This is a genomic window from Haladaptatus sp. HS23 (assembly GCF_056892285.1).
Map to the genome: position 1 here is coordinate 964128 of NZ_JBXGLH010000001.1, position 20406 is coordinate 984533.

Here is a 20406-nt window from a genome sequence, read left to right on the forward strand (position 1 = left end):
AAGGGGGCGCTCCGGGGAGAAAAGAACGTGAGCGGTCCCGATTATTTCAGGCGGACGGCAGTGACGCGCCTCTCGGTGGAGGCGGGCGACCGAGAGCGGTTGCTGTCCATGGTTCGCGAGTGGAAGCGCGGGTGCCAAATCGCGGTCAACGCCGCGTGGGGTGTTTGCCACACCCGGAACGAAGTACAGCAACTGGCGTACGAGAAGTTGCGCGAGCGCACTCGCCTCGGAAGCCAGCACGCCGTCCTCGCCACCCACCGCGCCGCGGAAGCGATAAAAGGCGCGCTCGAACGGGAAGACGACGGAGCAAAGCCCGAATTTACCAGTCCGACCGTCGTCTACGACAGTCGTACGTTGACGCTGTTCGACGACCGGAGCATCAGTCTGACGACGACCAGTGACCGCGTCCGCTGTCGTCTCGTGTTCCCGGACCACGGCTACCAGTCGCAGTATTTTGACGACGACAGATGGGAACCCGCAAAGAGTACGCTCCACTACCGGGACGGGGAGTTCCATCTTCACCTCGGATTCCGACGCCCGCGACCGGACGTGGACCTGCCGACCGAAGACGCCACCGTCCTCGGCGTCTCGCTCGGCATCGAAAACCTCGCCGTCACGAGTACGGCCCGCTTTTTCTCCGGCGCGGAACTCACGCACCGACACGCCGAGTTCACCGACTTGCGCGAGGACCTCCGTGAGACGAACACGCGAAGCGCGCGGCGAACGCTCAGGCGGGCCAACGAACGCATCGAGAACTTCACCCGTAACACCTTGCACGAAATCGCAGGCGAAATCATTTCGGAGGCCGAAACACACGGCTGTTCGGTGATCGCGTTCGGAGAACTCGAAGGCGTACAGGAGATGCTCGAACAGGCGACCGCGTTCCACGGACGGACGTTCGAACGGTTGTTCGAATTCGTCGCCTATCGCGCGGCGGAGCGGGACATCACGGTGGTACAGGTGAATCCGGAGTACACGAGTCAGCGCTGTACGTCCTGTGGTTTCACGCATCCGCAGAACCGGAACGTGGAGAACAACCAGTTCGAGTGCCTGAAGTGCGGCAACGAAGCCAACGACGACTACAACGCGGCGAAGAACGTCGGATTCCGGTGTATCCGGCGCGGACCGCTCTCCTCACGGGGCGTCGGCGCGAAGTACTGCGCGCTCGTGTCCGGACGGGTGACGCCCGACGGGGAGTTCGTCCCGAACGAGGACCTCGAAGCAGTGCAAAAACCTTAGCCCGCCGCGTTCGAATTGGCGGACATGTCCGAACCAATCATACGGGACGCGGATGACATCGAATACGAGGCCGTCGGGGCCGCGGACGGCATGGCGAAGGGCGTTCTCATCGGTGACGAACAGGACGCTCCGAACTTCGCTATTCGTCGATTCACGCTCGAACCGGGCGCGACGGTACCGGAACACACGAACGAGGTCGAACACGAGCAGTTCGTGCTCGAAGGCGAGTACGTCGTCGGCATCGGCGACGAGGAGTACGAAGTCAGCGCGGGCGATTCGCTACTGATTCCGGCGGGGACGGTCCACTGGTATCGAAACGAGGGCGAAGAATCGGGTGCGTTCATCTGTGCGGTGCCGAACGGGGACGACGAGATTCAACTCGTCTAACGGCACTCGGAGAGCGAGACGACGGAGTCGATGGACGAGGACACCCACGCCGCTTCCTCCCGGGTATCAGAGATTCGAACGAGCGGTCGTTCCCGGTCGGTACCGTCCTCGATTTCGAGGATGACGTCGTCGTCGAAGCGCCGTGGAAGGTCTTCTTCTTGCGTGCCTTTCATTATGCCACCATGATGCGCGACCGTGCGCTGTCCAGCGCTAACGGACGAACCGGCTTTGTTATGAACTGGTTGAAAAGCGGTATTGGCGGGATAACGGTCGCTCGGAGCTATTAGGCCGGGATTTCTACTATTCAACGGCTGCTTTCTTCGGACGATGGTGCGGACTGACACGGCGTGAGATGGCGACTCGTGGTCGTCTCGTTCGAATCGCTGAAATAGCTCGGGTGTGTAGCACGTCCCGTGTCGAAGCAGGCCCAGCAGGTGGAGACGCTCTTCTGCCACGAAACGGACAGGGGCTATCAGGTGGCGGCCCAGCGTGGCGGTGAGCGGCTGTTCCGCTCCATCCTCGAACTGAAGGAGACGGACGCCGGACCGCGACCCGGGCGGTTTCTGTTGAAGGACGGGTCGAGCGAGAAACCGCGGAGTCCCGACGAGTTCGTCGAACTCGCACGGAACGCAAGCCGGATTCGAATCTCGCAACAGACCTCGCCTGATGCGCGCGAAGAACTGAAGGAGATGCTCGACGGCTACCAACTCGACGCGAAAACCGTTCGGACGTGTCGGTTGTGCGCCAACAAAAGCCGGTACTCGCCCATCAACGGCGATACGGCCATCGATACGGGGGACGAGTACATCTGTCCCGACTGTGCAACGCGGGAGTTAGAGCGGGAACTCTCGTTCAGGGGCAACCTGACGAGCGCCGCGCAGGACCGACTCGAAGACCTCCTGATGGAAGTACAGGACTTGGAACGAATCACGAACCTGCTCAAAGGACGACTCGACCCGGACCTGACGAAGTTCGACGAAATCAGCGCGAACGTCGAGGACGTCGAGATGGAACAAGTGGATTCCCTGAGCCTGCACCCCGGAATTCAGAATCTGCTAGAATCGCGGTTCGATACCCTGCTTCCCGTCCAGAGCCTCGCGGTGCAAAACGGCCTCCTCGACGGCGACGACCAACTCGTCGTCAGCGCGACGGCGACCGGGAAGACCCTCGTCGGCGAGATGACCGGACTGGACCGGATGCTGAACGGGAAAGGAAAGATGCTCTTTCTCGTCCCCCTCGTGGCGCTGGCGAACCAGAAGCACGAGGATTTCGAGGAGGAGTACGGCGACCTGGCAAACGTCACCATTCGCGTCGGTGCGAGTCGAGTGCGCGACGACGGCAACCGGTTCGACCCGAACGCGGACATCATCGTCGGGACCTACGAGGGAATCGACCACGCGCTCCGGACGGGGCGCGATTTGGGTGACATCGGAACGGTGGTCATCGACGAGGTGCACACCTTGCAAGAACAGGAGCGCGGCCACCGCCTCGACGGCCTCATCTCGCGGCTGAAATACTACTGCGAGGAGCGTGCCAAGCAGCGGAACGACTACGGCGGCGCACAGTGGGTGTATCTCTCCGCGACGGTCGGGAACCCGAAGGATTTGGCGCAGTCGCTGGAAGCGAACCTCGTGGAGTTTGAGGAGCGACCGGTCGCGCTGGAGCGCCACGTCACCTTCGCCGAGGGGCACGAAAAGCCCGTGACGGAGAACAAACTGGTGAAGCGCGAGTTCGACCGCGAGTCCTCGAAGGGCTATCACGGTCAGACCATCATCTTCACCAACTCGCGGCGACGCTGTCACGAGATTTCCAGAAAATTAGAGTATAACTCCGCGCCGTACCACGCCGGACTGGACTACGGACGGCGGAAGAAAGTCGAGCGCATGTTCGCCGAACAGGACCTCGCGGCGGTCGTCACGACGGCCGCGCTCGCCGCCGGTGTCGACTTCCCGGCCTCACAGGTCATCTTCGACTCGCTGGCGATGGGCATCGAGTGGCTGACGGTACAGGAGTTCCACCAGATGCTCGGCCGCGCGGGTCGCCCGGACTACCACGACCGGGGGAAGGTGTACGTCCTCGTGGAACCCGACGGAAGCTATCACAACAGCATGGAGATGTCGGAGGACGAGGTGGCGTTCAAACTCCTCAAAGGCGAGATGGAAGACGTGCGCACCCTCTACGACGAGAGCGCGGCCATCGAGGAGACGCTGGCGAACATCACGGTCGGCGGGAAAGCCGCGAAGCGCTTGAACGACCGGATGATAGGCGACGTGCCGACGAAACACGCGCTCGGTAAACTGCTCGAATACGACTTCATCCACGGGTTCTCCCCGACACACCTCGGGCGCGTCGTCACGAGTCACTTCCTCGCGCCGGACGAGGCGTTCCAAATTCTGGACGGTATCCGAAAGGACAAGGAACCGTTCGAAATCGTCGCCGACCTCGAACTGTTCGGCGAGGACGAGTGACACGGACGGCGGCCAAACGAAACGTTTTACAGGGGGAACACGCTACTGAAAGGTACGGGATCGTGGGGTAGCTTGGTATCCTTTCGGCCTTGGGTGCCGATAACCCCGGTTCAAATCCGGGCGATCCCATTCTTGGACGACCAGACCGTGAGCGGCGCGTCAGCGACGCGAACGACATCCGTCGTCCGAGATGGTTCTCCGAGGATTTGAATCAGAGAAGACACGGTCCGCACAGCATACGCGAGCAAAAGATGGAAGGGAGAACCTACGCCGCTTCGCCGCCTTCCGCGGCATCGTCATCCGACGAACCGGTATCGTCGGTATCGCCCTTCATCATCGACTTCACTTTCTTTTTGACGACGAGATACCCGCCGACTGCGCCGATACCGAACACGACTGCGCCGAGTTTGCCGAAGCGTCGGTAGCCGACCTTCGCGGCCTTTTTTCCGACGGTGAGTGGTCCGAGTGGTCCGAACATGCTTGTGGGTGTTGCGTTTACGGGGATGTGCGGGATGTGGTTGCAGGTGCAAGGTGTATATTTTAGGGGACGAAGGAGTGGAGTGACAAGAGGTGAAATCGGTGACAGTTGTCCGTCTCGCGCTCGAATCGGTTTACGGGGGAAGACTCCTACACAAATGACAGGTTTCTCACGGGAGTTTGCGAAACTTCTTACCTAATCGGGAACCAATGACCTATGAATGGCTCGCGCGGAAAACACGGAACTGATAGACAGGTTCGAACAGTTCTACCGGAACTACTATCGAGACGAAATCGGGGAACTCGCCCAGAACTACCCGAACGAAAAGCGGTCGCTGTACATCAACTGGAACGACCTGTATCAGTACGACGCGGACATCGCGGACGACTACCTCGCGCAACCGCAGCAACTACAGGAGTACGCTGAAGAGGCGCTCCGCCTGTACGACCTCCCCGTGGACGTGAGCCTCGGGCAAGCACACGTTCGCTTACAGAACCTGCCGGAACACACGGATATCCGCGCGATTCGTGCCCGGCACGTCAACACGATGGTGAGCGTACAGGGAATCGTCCGCAAGGCGACAGGCGTGCGGCCGAAGATTCAGGAGGCCGCGTTCGAATGCCAGCGCTGTGGAACGCTGACATACATCCCACAAGCGGGCGGGGACTTTCAGGAACCCCACGAGTGTCAGGGCTGTGAGCGACAGGGACCCTTCCGCATCAACTTCGACCAGTCCGAGTTCATCGACTCGCAGAAACTCCGCATACAGGAGAGTCCGGAGGGACTTCGCGGCGGCGAGACGCCACAGAGCATCGACATACACATCGAGGACGACATCACCGGCCACGTCTCGCCCGGCGACCACGTGACCGTGACGGGTATCCTCCACCTCGAGCAGCAGGGAAGCGGGCAGGAGAAGTCCGCCGTCTTCGACGTGTACATGGACGGAGTGGCCGTCGAAATCGAGGACGAGGAGTTCGAGGACATGGACATCACGGACGAGGACAAACAGGAAATCATCGAACTCTCGAACGAGGGGAACATCTACGAGCAGATGGTCGATTCCATCGCACCGGCCATCTACGGCTACGAGCAGGAGAAGTTGGCGATGATCTTGCAGTTGTTCTCCGGCGTGACCAAACACCTCCCCGACGGGTCGCGGATTCGCGGAGACCTGCACATGCTTCTCATCGGTGATCCGGGGACTGGTAAGTCACAAATGTTGTCTTATATCCAACATATTGCGCCGCGTTCCGTCTACACCTCCGGGAAGGGGTCGTCCTCAGCGGGTCTGACGGCCGCGGCAGTGCGTGACGACTTCGGTGACGGACAACAGTGGACGCTGGAGGCGGGTGCGTTGGTACTCGCGGACAAGGGCATAGCGGCGGTGGACGAACTCGACAAGATGAGTCCGGAGGACCGTTCGGCCATGCACGAGGGGCTTGAACAGCAGAAGATCAGCGTGAGCAAGGCGGGGATTAACGCGACGCTAAAATCCCGCTGTTCGCTCCTCGGCGCGGCGAACCCGAAGTACGGCCGGTTTGACCAGTACGAATCAATCGGCGAACAGATCAATCTCGAACCTGCGCTCATCTCCCGGTTCGACCTCATCTTCACCGTGACGGACAAGCCGGACCCCGACCACGACTCGCAACTGGCAGAACACATCCTCCAAACCAACTTTGCGGGCGAGTTGAACACTCAGCGGACCGAAATCAACGCGCCGAACATCACGGAAGAGCAGGTAAACAGTCAGACCGAAGAGGTGGCGCCGGCCATCGACGCCGAACTCCTGCGGAAGTACATCGCCTACGCGAAATCGAACGTCTATCCGACGATGACGCCGGAAGCCCGCGAGGCGATTCGTGATTTCTACGTCGATTTGCGGGCCAAGGGTGCAGACGAGGATGCGCCGGTTCCGGTCACGGCCCGGAAACTGGAGGCGCTGGTTCGTCTCGCCGAAGCGAGCGCTCGCGTTCGTCTGTCGGATACCGTCGAACAACGGGACGCGGACCGTGTCATCGAAATCGTTCGGTCGTGCCTACAGGACATCGGTGTGGACCCCGAAACGGGGCAGTTCGACGCGGACGTAGTGGAGACGGGAACCTCCAGAACGCAGCGGGAGCGTATCAAGGGAATCAAACAACTCATCGGGGAAATCGAAGGGGAGTACGACGAGGGTGCCCCGGTCGATGTCGTCCTGGAACGAGCGGAAGAGACGGGGACGGACCCCTCGAAAGCCGAACACGAAATCGACAAGCTAAAACAGAAAGGCGAAGTGTACGAACCCTCGACCAACCACCTCCGAACGACCTAACGACCCGACATGGACCGCATCTCAGCACTCAGGAACATCGAGGATGCACTCTCCGATTTCGAGTCGGGAGAAGAGGAGTTACGTGAGACACAGCGTCGAGTGTTGACTGTGTTACAGACATACGCGACCGATTTCGAAGCAGACGGGGAGGTAACAGCATACAGAGCGACGGGGGACGAACGAGCGGCAGGAATCGTCGTCGTCGCGGAGTCGGCGGCGGCGGCACGTCAACGGGTTGTAAAATTACTGGACGATGATACGGTGGAATTTCAAGTGGAGAACGCCAGTAAATGACAGTGTCCGGGATATGGAAAACTAGATAAACGTGCTCTGAATACAGTATACTGTAACAGCTGCGTGTGCAGGTGTATCAAATGCGAGACTATCGACAGTATATTCGGGACTTATCGAACCCATAATAATGCGGATGGTAGGATGATACACGAGAGATGGAACGGGATGGACGACACAGAGAACATGTACGACGCCAAGGAGCATCAGATATGAGCGGTCTTTCTGCGACGCTTGGCGATGAGTCTAGTGTTCTCGTTCTCGCCCCTTCGATGAGTTCGGAAACCGACGATGCGTGCGTAGATATGTTGACAACGTCGCCACCATCCGAGGAAAACGTCCTGTGGGTGACGTTCACCCGTTCGCCGGACGCATGTATCCAAGATTGGCTCGCGCATGCAGGCAGGAGACCCTCGAACCTACGATTTATCAGTGTCGGGGAGACGTTTCGGTCGGTAGCAACGTCCGCGCCGATGCAGGAGACGCCGACGGATGCCGTCATCGACACGCTCTCGAACCCCGGAGATTTGACCGGTCTCGGAATCAAAATCAGCGAAGTACTCCAGCAGTGGCACGGAAACGGCAACCAGACCGTCGCGTGTTTTCACTCGTTGACGGCGCTCCTCCAGTATTCGGACGTGCAGACCGTTTACAAGTTCCTTCACGTCCTCATCGGTCGCTTTACGACCGCCGACGTGACCGCTCACTTCCATCTCGATCCCGATGCACACGACTCACAGACCATCAATACCCTCAAGACGCTGTTCGATGCCGTCGCCGAGTTGGATGACGGCGAGTGGAACGTCCGGACGCGGTAGTTAATTTTAAGACATATAAGCGACGAACCAACTGTCGTGCTGCTGATAATCACCTACTCCAGCGGTGCCCGACAGACGCTTCGGAACATCTGTTCGGCACACGAAGAGTGCGTCGTACGGCGGTTCGGTCGGGCCGCCTTACTGAAGCCGACCGAGTTAGGTGCGTTTCTCGCGCTTCGTCTCTACGAGAAACACGGAGCAGACGTACAACTAGAACGGACGGAACCGTTGAACGAGTTCCGTGACGTCCCGGACGGAATTCGCGCGGCCGCGAAAGCATACGAGAACCGCGAACAGCCGAGCACTCCGTACGATAAGTTCGTCGTCGGGACGGACCACCCGGCACCGGACGCGATGCGCAACGCGGAATTATGAGGGTCGAAACGGGAGAGCGAACGGTTCGAGGACGCGCAATCGACCTGCGTGAGGAGTCGATCACCCCATCGAATGTCGTTGCGGCGGTTCGTTCGGATACCGAATCGAGCGCACTCGATATCGACTGCCCCGAACCGGGTCCGGCACACGCGTACGTGGGGTACATCGAATCGGAAATATCGATTCGATTCCGTCCGGCAATGGCCGCCGCCGCTCGGTCGCTCGGGATGCACGCACCGCAAGACGAGGAGATAACCGAAATCGAGGCGTCGTTGCGGTCACTCGACATCGGAGGGAGTTCGCTTCGCGCTGAGCGTCGGCGGGTCGCAGAGGTAAGTGGGTCGGAAACGGAACACCGGGAACGTGTCGCCGCGTTGCGTGGCCGAGTGCAGGCCATTCGGGGTTCGGGGGAGAACTCCGATGAGGCCGAGGCGAAGTTGCGGAGAGCGACGCGGAAGTTAGCAGAAATGGAGACGGAACGAATCGCGGCGGAACAGGCACTCGAAGGCGCACGAGAGCACCAGCGGTTGGAGAGGGACACTCGAGAGCGGCGGTTGCGTCTTCGGGACCGGAAATCGAACCTCGAACGCACTGCCCGGGAGTATTTAGCTCGGCAAGTTCACGAGGAGTTCGTATCGGCAGTGGAAGCGATACCGGGAGGGGAACGAGAGCGGTACCGAACGACGAAGCGGGGGATGTTCGAGGGAAATCCGACGACTGCGGCGCTGGCAATCGCTCGCATCGCGCGGATTCGAGCGCCGGTCGTACTCGCGTGTGAGCGATTCGAATCGACGCGAGCAGCGGCCGAGTGCCTTAACGCGCCCGTACTACAGGTTTAAGACGGAAAGCGGTTCCAACTCGGGGCATGGTGACACTGCATTGGATGACGGAGGAGCAATCGGGTAGCGTCGAAACCGTCGCGCTGGTCGCGTTAGTGGTCGAAAACACGATGTCAACTCCTGTGAGGGTCCGCGTCGGAAACCGTCTCGACGGCGAACTCTGGCCACCGTGTGGGGGCGGCGTTCCGGAAGCCGGATGGGACGAAGGGGGATTCGAAGGCGTGGTCGGCGCAGGCGAACGGCGGTCGCTCGGCTACGCGGTAGCGACCGACGAGAACCCGCGTTCGCCGCCCGCCGAAATCGTCTGGACGGAACGGGCCCCGGAGATGGAAACATCGACGACCAACGGGAGGTCCCACCGTTCGACCAACGAATTCGACATCGAACCGACGGCGGTGGATGTCGTTCGAACGCTGGGGGATGCTCGGCCGCCCGCAGATGCGATACCGATGTCGTCCCGGACGAACCTTCCCGATGCAGTCGAGTCGTGGTTAGCCGCCGTCGAAACACGACTCGACCGATACGAAGCGAGAGACGGCGAGAGAGGGAAACGAACGATAGCCGAGCAGACCGAAAAGCAGGAGCGGCGGCGGCAAATCGCAGCGGACGAACGCGCGCTTGATTCGGTTGTGAGGCGGGCAGGCGTGTTAGGAGAGCGGATGGAGTCGGTACGGGAACGGGAGTCGGTCGGAGGAGCGAAATGAACATCGCGGTTACCGGGGGAAAAGGGGGCGTCGGAAAATCGACCGTGGCGTTCAATCTCGGGGCGGAACTCGGCGGGGTCGTGGTGGACGCCGACCTCGCCATGGCGGACTTGCCGACGGCGCACGGGCCGGATTTGCACGACGTGTTGGCAGGGCGTGCGGATCCGCTCGAAGCCGTGTCGAGCGTCGAGGACGTTCTGATGCTGCCGTGTGGTCGAACGTTGGCGGGTGCGCGTTCGTGTGACGTCACCGAGTTCGTGGATGTGATAGCGCGGGTGGCGGCGGAGTACGACCACGTCATCATCGACTGCCCGGCGGGAATGTCGGCGGACGCAGGACTCCCGTTGGTCGCGGCCGACGGCTACGTTCTCGTGACGATTCCGCGACCGTTCGCACTCGCCGACGCGGTTCGGACGAAGGCGCTCGCACGGCGACTCGACGCCGGATTGTGTTGAGTCGTACTGAACCGGGTACAGGAAGACCCACCGGTCGAAACCGTCGAGAGAACGCTCGGTGCGCCGGTGACGACGGTCCCTGAATCGAGAACGGTTGCAGAGGCACAGCGAAGCGGATGCCCAGTAGCGACTGCGGCACCGGAGAGCGAGGCGGGAGAACGGTTTTCGGAACTCGGGCGGGCGGTTTACTCCTGTAGGTCGTGATACGTCGAGCGGAGCGTCACGGGAGTCACGTCGGCAACGTCGGCGGCGGCGCGTTGGGTGATACGCTCGTTACAATCGCGGGCGGCGGCATACAGGCAGGTGGCGGCGATTCCGCTCGGATTGCGTCCGCTGATGAGGTTTCGTTCCTCCGCACGTGCGACGAACGACTGGGCACGCCGTTCGGCCTCCATCGAGAGGTCGAGTCTGCTGGCGAATCGTGGAAGGTACTCTCGTGGGTCGATGGGACCGACCGGAAGGCCGAGTTCGCGGTTCATCGCATCGTAGGCGGCCGTCAGTTCGGCCCGTTCGGCGCGGGCGCGTTCGACGATTTCATCGAGCGTCCGTGAGACGGCGGACGTTCGACAGGTGGCGTACACCGCCGCCGAGGCGAACCCTTCTATCGAACGCCCTCGAAGCAAATCCTCCGACTGTGCTGATTCGAAGAGTACACAGGCGCGGTCACGGACGCTCTCCGGCAACTGGAGCGCACCGACGAGACGGCGGATTTCGGTGAAGCCGTACACGCGATTCCGTTCCGCCTTGGACGAGATGCGGGCGCGGTTGTGCTGGCGGCGCATCCGCATCACGCGGCGGCGTTTCCGACCGGTGAGTCGAACGGTGCTGTTCTTGTACCCGATTTCGGTCGTCAGTCCGCGATCGTGGCGCGAGCGCGTCAGCGGCGCGCCGGTCCGTTTGCGTTCCGTTTCGTCGTCGCGGAACGACCGCCACTCCGGACCACGGTCCAAACTGTCCTCGGCGACGACGAGGCCACATTCGGTACACACCGCTTCCGCGCCGTCCGTACGGACGCGACTCTGACATTCGGGGCACGTTTCGGTTGAGAGTTGTGTCGTACTCATCACAGTTGAAACTTCGTCCGAGATGGTATTTAAACGAGCGCAGAAATCGGGAAATCAACCGAATTTCCTTGGAGAGAACGTACCGATTACCGGTACGTTCAAGGAGCCGATTACCAATTTTGATACTTGTCACCATATTTAAAGACAAAGGAGAGAGAAGGCGCACACATGGTGCTGTCGGATATCGCCGCCGGGTTGGAGGTGACGGTCGAACAGAGGGACTACGGTGTCGCGACGGTGGACGACACCGGACGGGACCTCCGTGAACGGCTCGCACCGTTCAGCGAGGCATTGCCGTGCGAGACGGACGCCGCGGTGACGATAGTCGAATCGCACGCGTCCGGCGTGGCGGTCGGTGAAATCGCCAGATGTGCAGGCGTTGCACCGATGACGGCCGCAAAGACGCTCCATCTGCTCGGAGCAACCGGTATCTCCCCGCTTTCTGCCATCGGCCACGAACTCATCGAGGACTGGCTTTCCGCGAACGTTTCGCGGTCCGAAGCGTTCGCACTGTCCGGCGCGAGCGAAACCGAATTCGCGCTAGCGACGTTTATCGAAACTCACGACCCGCTGGACGGCGCGACCGAAGTGCTGGAAGGTGCGTTGGCTCTGGATGGGGACGCCGCCGTCGAAAAGCGGGATGCGCTGGCGGAGACGATGAGCGGTGTCAGCGACCTACTGTAGCGAACTGCAACAGACACCAGGAATAGCTAGTTGCGAAGCGACTCCGGCAGATAGTTTTCGGGAAGATACTCGTTCGCGTCGATGTCTATGAACCGCCCCTCGGGGAACTCGATATCGAGCGAAACGTCGAAGGTGGCTTCGACGGCGGCGGCGAGTGTGGGTGAAAACGACGTGTCGAGTTCAGGGACGCTTGCTGGCACGCTCTCGACGGCGGTTGCGTCGCTCGTCGAAATCCCTATCGCCTCTCCTAACGGGTATCCTTCGTCGTCGCAGTTGGCGAGGACGACGTCCACATCCGTACCGAGGTCGGCGAGGCGGCCGCGCATTCCCTGCAGGGCATCGGCCCCGTGTTGGGAGGCGGGTGTCACCACCGCCACCGACTCGACGGCGTTGACGGCTGCGACGGCTTGATTCGCTGCGACCGGTGGCGTGTCGATGATGACGTGGTCGAATTCGGTCGCTGCGCGTTCGACGAACGATTCGAGCGCTTCGGCGGCATCCGGGGTCTTCGCACGTGCGAGCCGTTCGAAGGGCGCATATGCAGGACAGAGAGCGAGTCGTCCGGCGGTTTCGACCGGATGGTCGACGAGCGCGTCTTCGAAGTCGCCTTTCTCGGTGAGCAGTGCAGTGATGTCGGTGTCGATGCGGCCCGAAACGTGACGTGCCAGGCCCTGCGTGGCGAAGGCAGCGTCCAGAATCACCACGTCGCGTCCGACGTGAGAGAGCATGGCGGCGGTTTCGACACAGAGGCGCGTCGTTCCGGCCCCGCCGGTCGCACCGACGAATGCGGCAGTTCGGTTCACGTATCTGAATAAAAATAGATTCGTTCTGGTATAAAAATATGCAGTTACTGTCCCTCTCGAATGCCGTCCGCGATTGCGTCGAGGTCGTCGTCCGAGAGGTCCGGGCGGTCCCCGGCGATGGCGTGAATCGGGTTCCCGCCGTCTCCGTCGAAGCGAGGAATGATGTGTCCGTGAACGTGCGGGACTTCCTGTCCCGCCGCCTCGCCGTTGTTGAACGCGACGTTGCTGGCGTCCGCGTCCACCGCGGCCTCGACGACGGGCGTGAGGTCGTGCAGGACAGAGAACAAGTCGTTGGCCGTATCCTCGGGTACGTCGCCGAGCGTCTCGTAGTGGTCCTTCGAGATGACTAACGTGTGACCCGGCGCGAGCGGGTTCACGTCGAGGAAGGCGAGGACGCTCTCGTCCTCGTAGACGGTTTTGTTGGGAATGTCTCCGGCGACGATTTGACAGAAGATGCAGTCGTTCGGCATGGTCGTGTAATCGTGGGTCACCCAGATGAAAGTTGAGGGTCCCGCGGCAGGTCCCGAATCGCGCGGTAGTTCGGGATTCCCGTGGCTGTCGATCGGTCAGTCACGAAGTTGGAGGAGTTGTTGTCGGCGCGACTCGATGTCGAAATCCGGGTGAATATCGGGGTCGTCGGCCAATCGGTCGAGGACGAGGAGGGGGTCGACACCGGCCGCTTCGACGTGGTCGAACAGCGCGTCGACGTGTTGGCGGTAGAGCGCGAGCGAAGAGAGGAGCGCGGTGGCGAGTACCATCGCGGCGGCGGATTCACCTTGGTCTGGGAGTGCGTCGCTTATCGTGGCGAAGTTCGACAGTTCGGTGTCCGGGTCTGTCACCGATTCGAAGGCGAGACAGCGCGTACAGAGGAGAACGGAGGCAGGTTCGTTCGGCAGGTCCGAGCGAATTTTTGGGGGAACGGCAAAGTATCGCCGGTCGCCACCACATTCGGGACATTCCATACGCTAAGGGAACGGTGCGAACCCCAAAAGGATGTTAGATTCTCGTCACGGTGACGACGGGCGTCAGGTCGGTGGCGGCGTCTCCGTGGGGTCGTCCGCCTCGTCGGTGACGTTGATGGGAATCCCTTCCTGGTTGCTCTCCCCGAATCCGGCGCTGAGGATACGAGTCAAGGCGTCTTCGACGCTCTCGTCCGTTTCGGTTATGTCGTCTGATTCGACTTCGATGACGAACCCGGTAGTAATGTTGGGTGCGGTCGGCAAAAAGAGGAGTTCGCGCCCGTCGTCCGCCTGTTTCCCGGTTTTGAACGCGGTCATTCTGAGGCCGTTCCACGTCTCGATTTTGACGGGTTTCTGGAGTTGATTGGTGTCGGAAAGTGCGGTTTCCGCGGCCATTTTGGACGCATTGTAAATGATTCGAAGGCCCGGCAGTCGATTCATCGTCCCGTCGATTGCGTTTTCGACGACGCTCCCGAGCGTCGTTCGCATGAGATAGCCGATGCTGAAGACGAGCGCCGTGAAGACGGCGAGGACGATGCCGACGCGGATGAGGTCGCCGGGAATTTTGATCAATCCGCCGAAGAGGATGTAATCAGGGAGGTTTTCCAAGAAGGGCAGACCGGCTATCTTGAGGAACAACCACGCGATGATGTACGCAGTAACCAACAGGGGGGCTAAAACGATGAGACCGCTTCCGGCATCGCGTTTCCACGAAGACATTTAGGTGTAGCGTCTGGTTGCAGGAATATAAACTAGTTGCAATGTTTTCGATTATCTGCCGAGGACCGCGCGGGCCGCGAACAGAAGGTTCTCCTTGCGCTCCATTACGCGACGGTAGAAATACGACATCCACTTGCCACCGTAGGGAACGTACTGCCAGACTTCGTACTCTTTCGCCAGTTCGACCTGCGCGTCCTCGCGCACGCCCATCAGCATCTGAATTTCGAAGTCCGTACCGTACTCGTCGTGGAGTTCCTGTGCGTACTCTATCATCGCCGGGTCGTGGCTTCCCACCGCGATACCGCCGTCGAACTCCTGAAACATGAATTCGAGATAGTCGCGGTAGGCCGCGTTGACGCGCTCTTTTTCCTTGTAGGCGAGTTCGGCGGGTTCGTCGTAGGCACCCTTTACCAGTCGAACTTTACCGGGGAGGTCGGCGAGTCGTTCGAGGTCGTCCTCGGTGCGCTTGAGGTTCGCTTGGATACAGACGCCGACGTTGCCGTCGTGTTCGACGGCCAGTCGTTCGAACACGTCGAGGGTCGCGTCGGTCGTCGTGTGGTCCTCCATGTCGATCCAGACGAAGGTGTCGTCGGTCGCGTCCGCGATTCGCTCCATGTTCTCGCGGAAGACGTTCGTTCCCACGTCCAAACCGACCTGCGAAGGTTTGACCGAGACGCACGCCGAGAGGTCGGAGCGCTCGATGTCTTCGAGCAAACGCAGGTACACGTCGGCGTCCTCGTCCGCCGGTCCCCGTTCGTGATAGTGTTCACCGAGGAGGTTGAGAATGACGTTGACGTTTCGTTGGTTCAGGTCCCGCGTGTATTCGAGCGCCTCCGCCGGGGTTTCGCCCGCGACGAACCGACTGGCAATCGGTGGTATCATGCATTTACTTTCACCCCCCTTCGTCTTATGATTGTATATTACATCCGTGAGGGCCATCGGCATATATTCGGGGCCATACCGCTGGGTCTTAAGACCAGGAGGGTATCTGTGTCGATATGAATCTTCTCGGCGCGGACGTGTTCGAAACCGTGGCCGTCGCGGTGTGGACGATGTTGCCCGCGTACGTCCCGAACAATTTCGCGGTGCTCGCGGGGGGCGGTGCGCCGATAGACGGCGGGCGGACGTGGAACGGCAAGCGACTCCTCGGCGACGGAAAGACGTGGCGCGGGACGGCCACCGGCATTCTTGCGGGAGCAGTACTGGCGCTGATACTGAACGCGATTCGTCCGTCAGCGGCCGCGTTTCTGGGCGTCGCGCTTCCCGACCCGTTCCCGGCAGTCGTGATACTCACGCTCCCCGCGGGCGCGATGCTCGGCGATATGGCCGCCTCCTTCCTGAAGCGCCGGACGGGCAGGGAGCGCGGCGCGGCGTTCCCCGGCATCGACCAACTCGATTTCGTCGTGGCGTCGCTCCTGCTCACCCTGCTCGCCGCGCCGACGTGGACGTTAGATACGTTCGAACCACCGGTCGTCGTCGTGGTTCTCGTGGCGACACCGCTCTTGCACATCGTGACGAACGTCATCGCGTACGCCCTCGGACTCAAGAACGAACCGTGGTAACGCCGACTGCGGTGACGCCGCCAAAGAACTACCTTTAACCCGCCTCGCCGCACGGACTCGCACATGGCGAATCAGGAACTCATCGAGGCCCTGCGCGCGGCGGACGCCGTCCAGTACGGCGAGTTCGAACTCTCCCACGGCGGGACGAGCGACTACTACGTCGACAAGTACCTGTTCGAAACGGACCCACGCTGCCTGTCGCTCATCGCCGAAGCGTTCGCGGAGCGACTCGACGGGACGAAGTTGGCGGGCGTGGCTCTCGGTGCGGTTCCGCTCGTCGCGGTGACGAGCGTCGAGACGGAGACTCCCTACGTCATCGCGCGGAAGAAACAGAAGGAGTACGGCACGGCGAACCTCATCGAGGGGCGACTCGACGACGGTGAGGAAGTACTCGTCCTCGAAGACATCGTGACGACGGGTCAGAGCGCGGTCGACGCGGTGGAAGCACTTCGCGATGCGGGCGCGGAAGTGAACAAAATCCTCGTCGTCGTAGACCGAGAGGAAGGCGGGCGCGAGAATCTGGCCGACGCCGACGTCGAAATGGAGGCACTACTTTCGGCCTCCGACCTCCTCGCGGAGAACGGCGGCGACGAGTGACGTGGAAGGTTCGCTCGGGACCCACTTGAATTGCTTTCGTGATGTGCCAGCCGATTTTTTAGTTCGATGGCCGATGAGATACCATGTCAGTGCGAAGCCACGCGAGCGTCTCGCTCATCATCTCGGGAATCGTCTCGTTTCTCATCGGTGCGGCACCCGGAAGTTCGATGCTCTGGGGCGCTGGTCTCGTCGGCGCCGGTGTCGTCATCGGACTGCTTCGAATCCTTATCTAACGGAAGTCGTCAGGCCGTTCGGAACGCCCGGTCGCCGGCGTCGCCCAGTCCGGGAACGATAAAGCCGTCGGCGTTCAGGTGGTCGTCGATGCTGACCGTCAGCAGGTCGGCTTCGGGGAACTGCTCGTGAACGTGAAGCAGACCGTCGGGGGCGCTGACGGCCGAGAGGACGAAGAAGTTCTCCGGGTTCGACTGCTCGCTGAGCACTTCGTCTAGCACGGCGCACATCGTGCTGCCCGTGGCGAGCATCGGGTCAGCGACGATGACGGTATCGTCCTCCGTGATTTCGGGGAGTTTGACGTAGTCGATGGTGATGGGGAACTCGCCGTTCTCGTTCATTCCGGCCTCCTCGTCGCGGCCGGCGCTGATAACGCCCTGTTTGGCGCGGGGGAACGCCTTCAGCAGGCCTTCCACGAACGGCGTCGCGGCGCGGAGGACGTTGATGATAACGACATCGTCCAATCCTTTGACGCGCTCGCCCGTCGTCTCGGTCAGCGGCGTGTCGATGGAGACGTACTCGGTGTCCATCGCGCCGTCGATGATTTCGTAGCCACAGATGCGACCGAGTTTCACGAGTCCCTTTCGGAAACCGACTTGTTCCGTGTTCTCGTCCCGAATCTTCGAGAGCGTATCCTTCGCCATCGCGTGCGTGATGAGGTGGGCGTCACCTCGTTTTTCGATAGTCATATGCGATTCGTGCGCGGGAAAGGGCTATAAGCTAACGATACGAGCGAACCCGCGGGACCGTGTGACAATCGCGGCATGAGAGGCAAGACGATTTACTCGCCGACGGTCAACAGCCCCGATTCGTCCTCGGGAAACGGGTTCTCGAACGTGCTCCAGTCTTCTTCCATCTCCGCATCCGTCAGCACGCAGTCGTCGAGGGCGGCGGTGATGGCCTCCGCGTCCACGTGGGTTCCGATAAAGACGAGTTTTGTTCGGCGGTCTCCCCACTCCTCGTCCCAGTAGGACTCGGAACGGTTGCTCCGATAGAGGTCCTGGTCGATTTCGGGGAGGCTGGCGATCCACGGCCCCGCGACTTCCACGCGAGCGGCCGCTCCGGCCTGTCCGTACTCCAGTTTCACGTCGTCCCGCCCGGCGACCCAGAACGTCCCCTTGGCGCGGACGATGCCGTTCGGAAGCGACTCGAAGAAGTCGTGGAGTCGCTCGGGATGAAGGGGTCGCGTGGCGCGATACGAGACGGAAGAAATTCCGTAGGCCTCCTGCGGGTGACGGTGGTCGGATTCGTCGTGGCCGTGGTGATGCGATTCGTCGTGGTTGTGTTCTTCCTCGTGGTTCATCGCCCGTTTCCATCCGGCGGAGTCACTGACGTCGCCGAGATCGAACAGTCCGCGGTCGAGGATGCGGTCGGGGGAGACCCGCCCGTGTTCGGTTCGAATCAGTTCGGCGCGCGGTTGCAGTGCGCGCAGGGTGGCCTCGATTTCGTCCAGTCGGTCCGCGTCCACGAGGTCACATTTGTTGAGCAACAGCACGTCACAGAACTCGATTTGCTCGATGACGAGGTCCGAGAGGGGGCGCGTGTCGCCGTCCTCGGTTTCCGTGCGCTCGATCGGCGCGCCGTCCGCGAAGAATTCGTCGAACTGCCGCGCGCTGACGACGGTGACCGTCGTATCGACGTCGTACCGTGCGGCGACACGGGATTCGGTCGTGAACAGGCGAGCGATGGGCGCGGGTTCGCTGATGCCCGAGGACTCCACGACGAGCGTATCGAACTCCCACTCGCGCGCGAGGCGGGTGACTTCCGTTCGCAGGTCGTCCTGTAGTTCACAGCAGATACATCCGTTCGAGAGTTCCGCGACGCCCTCTTCGGCGACGAGTTCCGTCCCGCCTTGTAGCAGTTCGGCGTCGATGTTTATCTCGCCCATGTCGTTGACGAGCACCGCGATGTCCCTGTCCTCGCTCGTACGCAGGAGATGGTTGAGCGTCGTCGTCTTGCCCGCGCCGAGGTTGCCGCTCAGAATCGTGACCGGAATGGACCCCTGATTCATTCGTTATCGTGGCGCACGCATCGCAGGATGTTAAGTGGCCGCAATCGACTCTCGAACTTACCGGCCTGCTTAAATAGCGAGGGGCGTACTGTGTGAGTATGTCTCTCGCGGACCGAATCGAGACGTTCCGTCGCTCCGTCGAGGAGTGGCTTCGCGGCCTCTATCACGGGATGATTTCGCATCCGGCGTACGAACTGATAGAGAAGGAAGCCGAGGATTTGGAGGACGAATTCATGCTCGCGTGCTTCCCCGACGTGTTCGGGGTACCGAGTCCCGTTTCGTACTACACCGCCGAACTGCTCCCGTACCTGACCGACGAGTTCGAAGCGTGGGAGCGTCGGATGTGGGACCGCGAATCGCTCGTCGAACGAAAAGGCCAACAGTATCACTTCTAACATGCGAAAGTTCGTGTTCTTCGGCGGAAAGGGCGGCGTGGGAAAGACGACGGTTTCGAGCGCGTACAGCCTGAAATGTGCACGCGCCGGATTGAAAACGCTCGTCGTTTCGACCGACCCGGCACACAGCACGTCGGACGTGTTCGACCAGCAGTTCGACGACGACCCGCGTTCCGTGGACGGCATCGAGAACCTCTGGGCGATGGAAATCGACCCCGAAACGGAGGTCGAGAACCACCTGATGGAGATAAAGCGCTCGTTAGGCGACCACGTCAGCGCGGGATTGGTGAACGCCATCGACCGGCAGGTGGAGATGGCACACCAGACGCCGGGTGCCCACGAGTCGGCGCTGTTCGACCGATTCATCGACGTGATGCGGAACTCGGACGAGTACGACCGCGTGGTCTTCGACACCTCGCCGACCGGCGGAACGCTCCGTCTGCTCTCGCTTCCCGAGTTCCTCGAAGGGTGGATAGACCGCTTGCTTCACAAGCGCCGCAAGAGCATCGACCTGTTCGAGAAGGCCGCAATCGGCGACCGGGAACCGCGTCGGGTGAGCGAGGGAGACCCAATCATCGCCCGACTGCAGGAACGAAAGGAGATGTTCGAGTTCGCGGGGGAAGTGCTGCGAAACGACGCGGCGTTCTTCCTCGTTCTCAATCCCGACGAGTTGTCGATTCGAGAAACCGGCAGAGCGGTGGAGGAACTCACGGAATCCGGGTTGCCGGTGTCGGGACTCGTCATCAACAAAGTGACGCCGGAACCCGACGAAGAGGAGACCGGACGCGGGGCGACCTATCTCCGCGACCGCTGTCGAACCGAGCGCGACCGCATCGACCACATCCGCGAATCGTTCGACGAACCCGTGGTCGCCGCCATCGAATCACGAGTTTCCGAGGTGAAAGGAAAGCTGTTGGGAGAGGTCGCAGACGAGTTGGACGTCGAGGTGGAATCTGCGGTGGCAGAATAGTTCACAAAAAAGATATAAAAAGCAATCCGCTATTATCTC

Annotated in this window: 25 protein-coding genes, 1 tRNA gene and 1 pseudogene; 17 read left to right on the top strand and 10 right to left on the bottom strand. The window is 61.1% G+C overall.

Annotated features, from left to right (window positions below; translation table 11 throughout):
• The first annotated feature begins 27 nt into the window (after positions 1-27).
• Together AC1XDK_RS05260 and AC1XDK_RS05265 are read left to right on the top strand one after the other, a co-directional pair.
• Positions 28-1239, top strand: a complete 1212-nt coding sequence (locus AC1XDK_RS05260; protein WP_483348720.1) for an RNA-guided endonuclease InsQ/TnpB family protein — start codon at positions 28-30, stop codon at positions 1237-1239.
• Positions 1240-1263: 24 nt separating this feature from the next.
• The gene (locus AC1XDK_RS05265; RefSeq protein ID WP_483348721.1) at positions 1264-1626 is read left to right on the top strand and encodes a cupin domain-containing protein; all 363 of its coding nucleotides are present in this window, start codon (positions 1264-1266) and stop codon (positions 1624-1626) included.
• Here the strand turns inward: AC1XDK_RS05265 and AC1XDK_RS05270 are convergent.
• Positions 1623-1799: a hypothetical protein gene (locus AC1XDK_RS05270; RefSeq protein ID WP_483348722.1), complete on the bottom strand. Its 177-nt coding sequence runs from the start codon at positions 1797-1799 to the stop codon at positions 1623-1625. The two genes, AC1XDK_RS05265 and AC1XDK_RS05270, sit on opposite strands and share 4 nt — an antisense overlap.
• A gap of 240 nt (positions 1800-2039) precedes the next feature.
• Between AC1XDK_RS05270 and AC1XDK_RS05275 the strand changes: the two genes are divergently transcribed.
• A complete protein-coding gene (locus AC1XDK_RS05275) occupies positions 2040-4094 on the top strand; it encodes a DEAD/DEAH box helicase (protein ID WP_483348723.1) in 2055 nt (684 codons plus the stop codon).
• Between the two features lie 56 nt (positions 4095-4150).
• Positions 4151-4223: transfer RNA gene (locus AC1XDK_RS05280), tRNA-Pro, on the top strand.
• Between the two features lie 136 nt (positions 4224-4359).
• Here the strand turns inward: AC1XDK_RS05280 and AC1XDK_RS05285 are convergent.
• Positions 4360-4572 carry a hypothetical protein gene (locus AC1XDK_RS05285; RefSeq protein ID WP_483348724.1) on the bottom strand — a complete coding sequence of 71 codons (213 nt, stop codon included), beginning with the start codon at positions 4570-4572 and terminating at the stop codon, positions 4360-4362.
• Between the two features lie 220 nt (positions 4573-4792).
• Here AC1XDK_RS05285 and AC1XDK_RS05290 point away from each other — a divergent pair, with 220 nt between their 5' ends.
• From AC1XDK_RS05290 to AC1XDK_RS05320, 7 genes and pseudogenes are all read left to right on the top strand, one after another.
• A complete protein-coding gene (locus AC1XDK_RS05290; RefSeq protein ID WP_483348725.1) occupies positions 4793-6889 on the top strand; it encodes a minichromosome maintenance protein MCM in 2097 nt (698 codons plus the stop codon).
• 9 nt (positions 6890-6898) lie between these two features.
• Positions 6899-7183 (top strand): DUF7854 family protein, encoded by a 285-nt coding sequence (locus AC1XDK_RS05295; protein ID WP_483348726.1) that lies wholly within the window; start codon positions 6899-6901, stop codon positions 7181-7183.
• A 209-nt stretch (positions 7184-7392) separates the two neighbouring features.
• Positions 7393-7998, top strand: coding sequence for a DUF7504 family protein (locus AC1XDK_RS05300; RefSeq protein WP_483348728.1), 606 nt, complete (start codon positions 7393-7395; stop codon positions 7996-7998).
• A gap of 36 nt (positions 7999-8034) precedes the next feature.
• On the top strand, positions 8035-8373 hold the full coding sequence (locus AC1XDK_RS05305; protein ID WP_483348729.1) for a DUF7855 family protein: 339 nt from the start codon (positions 8035-8037) through the stop codon (positions 8371-8373).
• Positions 8370-9212 carry a DUF7856 family protein gene (locus AC1XDK_RS05310; protein ID WP_483348731.1) on the top strand — a complete coding sequence of 281 codons (843 nt, stop codon included), beginning with the start codon at positions 8370-8372 and terminating at the stop codon, positions 9210-9212. Before AC1XDK_RS05305 ends, AC1XDK_RS05310 begins: the two co-directional genes overlap by 4 nt.
• Before the next feature lie 26 nt (positions 9213-9238).
• Positions 9239-9916, top strand: coding sequence for a DUF7857 domain-containing protein (locus tag AC1XDK_RS05315; RefSeq protein ID WP_483348732.1), 678 nt, complete (start codon positions 9239-9241; stop codon positions 9914-9916).
• Positions 9913-10575 (top strand): annotated as a pseudogene (locus AC1XDK_RS05320) (P-loop NTPase). Before AC1XDK_RS05315 ends, AC1XDK_RS05320 begins: the two are co-directional and overlap by 4 nt.
• On the opposite strand, the gene AC1XDK_RS05325 reads toward AC1XDK_RS05320, so the two are convergent.
• Positions 10557-11435, bottom strand: a complete 879-nt coding sequence (locus AC1XDK_RS05325) for a transcription initiation factor IIB (RefSeq protein WP_483348733.1) — start codon at positions 11433-11435, stop codon at positions 10557-10559. The pseudogene AC1XDK_RS05320 and the gene AC1XDK_RS05325 overlap by 19 nt on opposite strands.
• 168 nt (positions 11436-11603) lie before the next feature.
• On the opposite strand from AC1XDK_RS05325, the gene AC1XDK_RS05330 reads away from it, so the two are divergent.
• A complete protein-coding gene (locus tag AC1XDK_RS05330) occupies positions 11604-12119 on the top strand; it encodes a DUF7858 family protein (protein WP_483348735.1) in 516 nt (171 codons plus the stop codon).
• A gap of 26 nt (positions 12120-12145) precedes the next feature.
• On the opposite strand, the gene AC1XDK_RS05335 is transcribed toward AC1XDK_RS05330, so the two are convergent.
• From AC1XDK_RS05335 to AC1XDK_RS05355, 5 genes are all read right to left on the bottom strand, one after another.
• On the bottom strand, positions 12146-12922 hold the full coding sequence (locus AC1XDK_RS05335) for a ParA family protein (RefSeq protein WP_483348736.1): 777 nt from the start codon (positions 12920-12922) through the stop codon (positions 12146-12148).
• A 44-nt stretch (positions 12923-12966) separates the two neighbouring features.
• A complete protein-coding gene (locus AC1XDK_RS05340; protein WP_483348737.1) occupies positions 12967-13392 on the bottom strand; it encodes an HIT family protein in 426 nt (141 codons plus the stop codon).
• Positions 13393-13488: 96 nt separating this feature from the next.
• Positions 13489-13884, bottom strand: a complete 396-nt coding sequence (locus AC1XDK_RS05345) for a DUF6276 family protein (RefSeq protein ID WP_483348738.1) — start codon at positions 13882-13884, stop codon at positions 13489-13491.
• 63 nt (positions 13885-13947) lie between these two features.
• Positions 13948-14601 carry a DUF502 domain-containing protein gene (locus tag AC1XDK_RS05350; protein ID WP_483348739.1) on the bottom strand — a complete coding sequence of 218 codons (654 nt, stop codon included), beginning with the start codon at positions 14599-14601 and terminating at the stop codon, positions 13948-13950.
• Positions 14602-14652: 51 nt separating this feature from the next.
• Positions 14653-15483, bottom strand: a complete 831-nt coding sequence (locus AC1XDK_RS05355; RefSeq protein WP_483348740.1) for a proline dehydrogenase family protein — start codon at positions 15481-15483, stop codon at positions 14653-14655.
• Between the two features lie 116 nt (positions 15484-15599).
• On the opposite strand from AC1XDK_RS05355, the gene AC1XDK_RS05360 reads away from it, so the two are divergent.
• The 3 genes from AC1XDK_RS05360 to AC1XDK_RS05370 all read left to right on the top strand — a co-directional run bounded on the left by AC1XDK_RS05360 (position 15600) and on the right by AC1XDK_RS05370 (position 16993).
• Positions 15600-16163 carry a CDP-2,3-bis-(O-geranylgeranyl)-sn-glycerol synthase gene (locus AC1XDK_RS05360; protein ID WP_483348742.1) on the top strand — a complete coding sequence of 188 codons (564 nt, stop codon included), beginning with the start codon at positions 15600-15602 and terminating at the stop codon, positions 16161-16163.
• A gap of 63 nt (positions 16164-16226) precedes the next feature.
• Positions 16227-16760 (top strand): orotate phosphoribosyltransferase, encoded by a 534-nt coding sequence (gene pyrE, locus AC1XDK_RS05365; protein ID WP_483348743.1) that lies wholly within the window; start codon positions 16227-16229, stop codon positions 16758-16760.
• A gap of 83 nt (positions 16761-16843) precedes the next feature.
• The gene (locus tag AC1XDK_RS05370; RefSeq protein ID WP_483348745.1) at positions 16844-16993 is read left to right on the top strand and encodes a hypothetical protein; all 150 of its coding nucleotides are present in this window, start codon (positions 16844-16846) and stop codon (positions 16991-16993) included.
• 9 nt (positions 16994-17002) lie between these two features.
• Here AC1XDK_RS05370 and upp read toward each other — a convergent pair whose 3' ends face one another.
• Both upp and AC1XDK_RS05380 read right to left on the bottom strand, forming a co-directional pair.
• Positions 17003-17680 (bottom strand): uracil phosphoribosyltransferase, encoded by a 678-nt coding sequence (upp, locus tag AC1XDK_RS05375; protein WP_483348746.1) that lies wholly within the window; start codon positions 17678-17680, stop codon positions 17003-17005.
• 92 nt (positions 17681-17772) lie between these two features.
• Positions 17773-19002 carry a GTP-binding protein gene (locus tag AC1XDK_RS05380; protein ID WP_483348747.1) on the bottom strand — a complete coding sequence of 410 codons (1230 nt, stop codon included), beginning with the start codon at positions 19000-19002 and terminating at the stop codon, positions 17773-17775.
• 98 nt (positions 19003-19100) lie between these two features.
• On the opposite strand from AC1XDK_RS05380, the gene AC1XDK_RS05385 reads away from it, so the two are divergent.
• Positions 19101-19397 carry a DUF7990 family protein gene (locus AC1XDK_RS05385; RefSeq protein ID WP_231186163.1) on the top strand — a complete coding sequence of 99 codons (297 nt, stop codon included), beginning with the start codon at positions 19101-19103 and terminating at the stop codon, positions 19395-19397.
• 1 nt (position 19398) lies between these two features.
• Entirely contained in the window at positions 19399-20367 is a 969-nt protein-coding gene (locus tag AC1XDK_RS05390; protein WP_483348748.1) for an ArsA family ATPase, read from the top strand.
• Positions 20368-20406 lie beyond the last annotated feature (39 nt).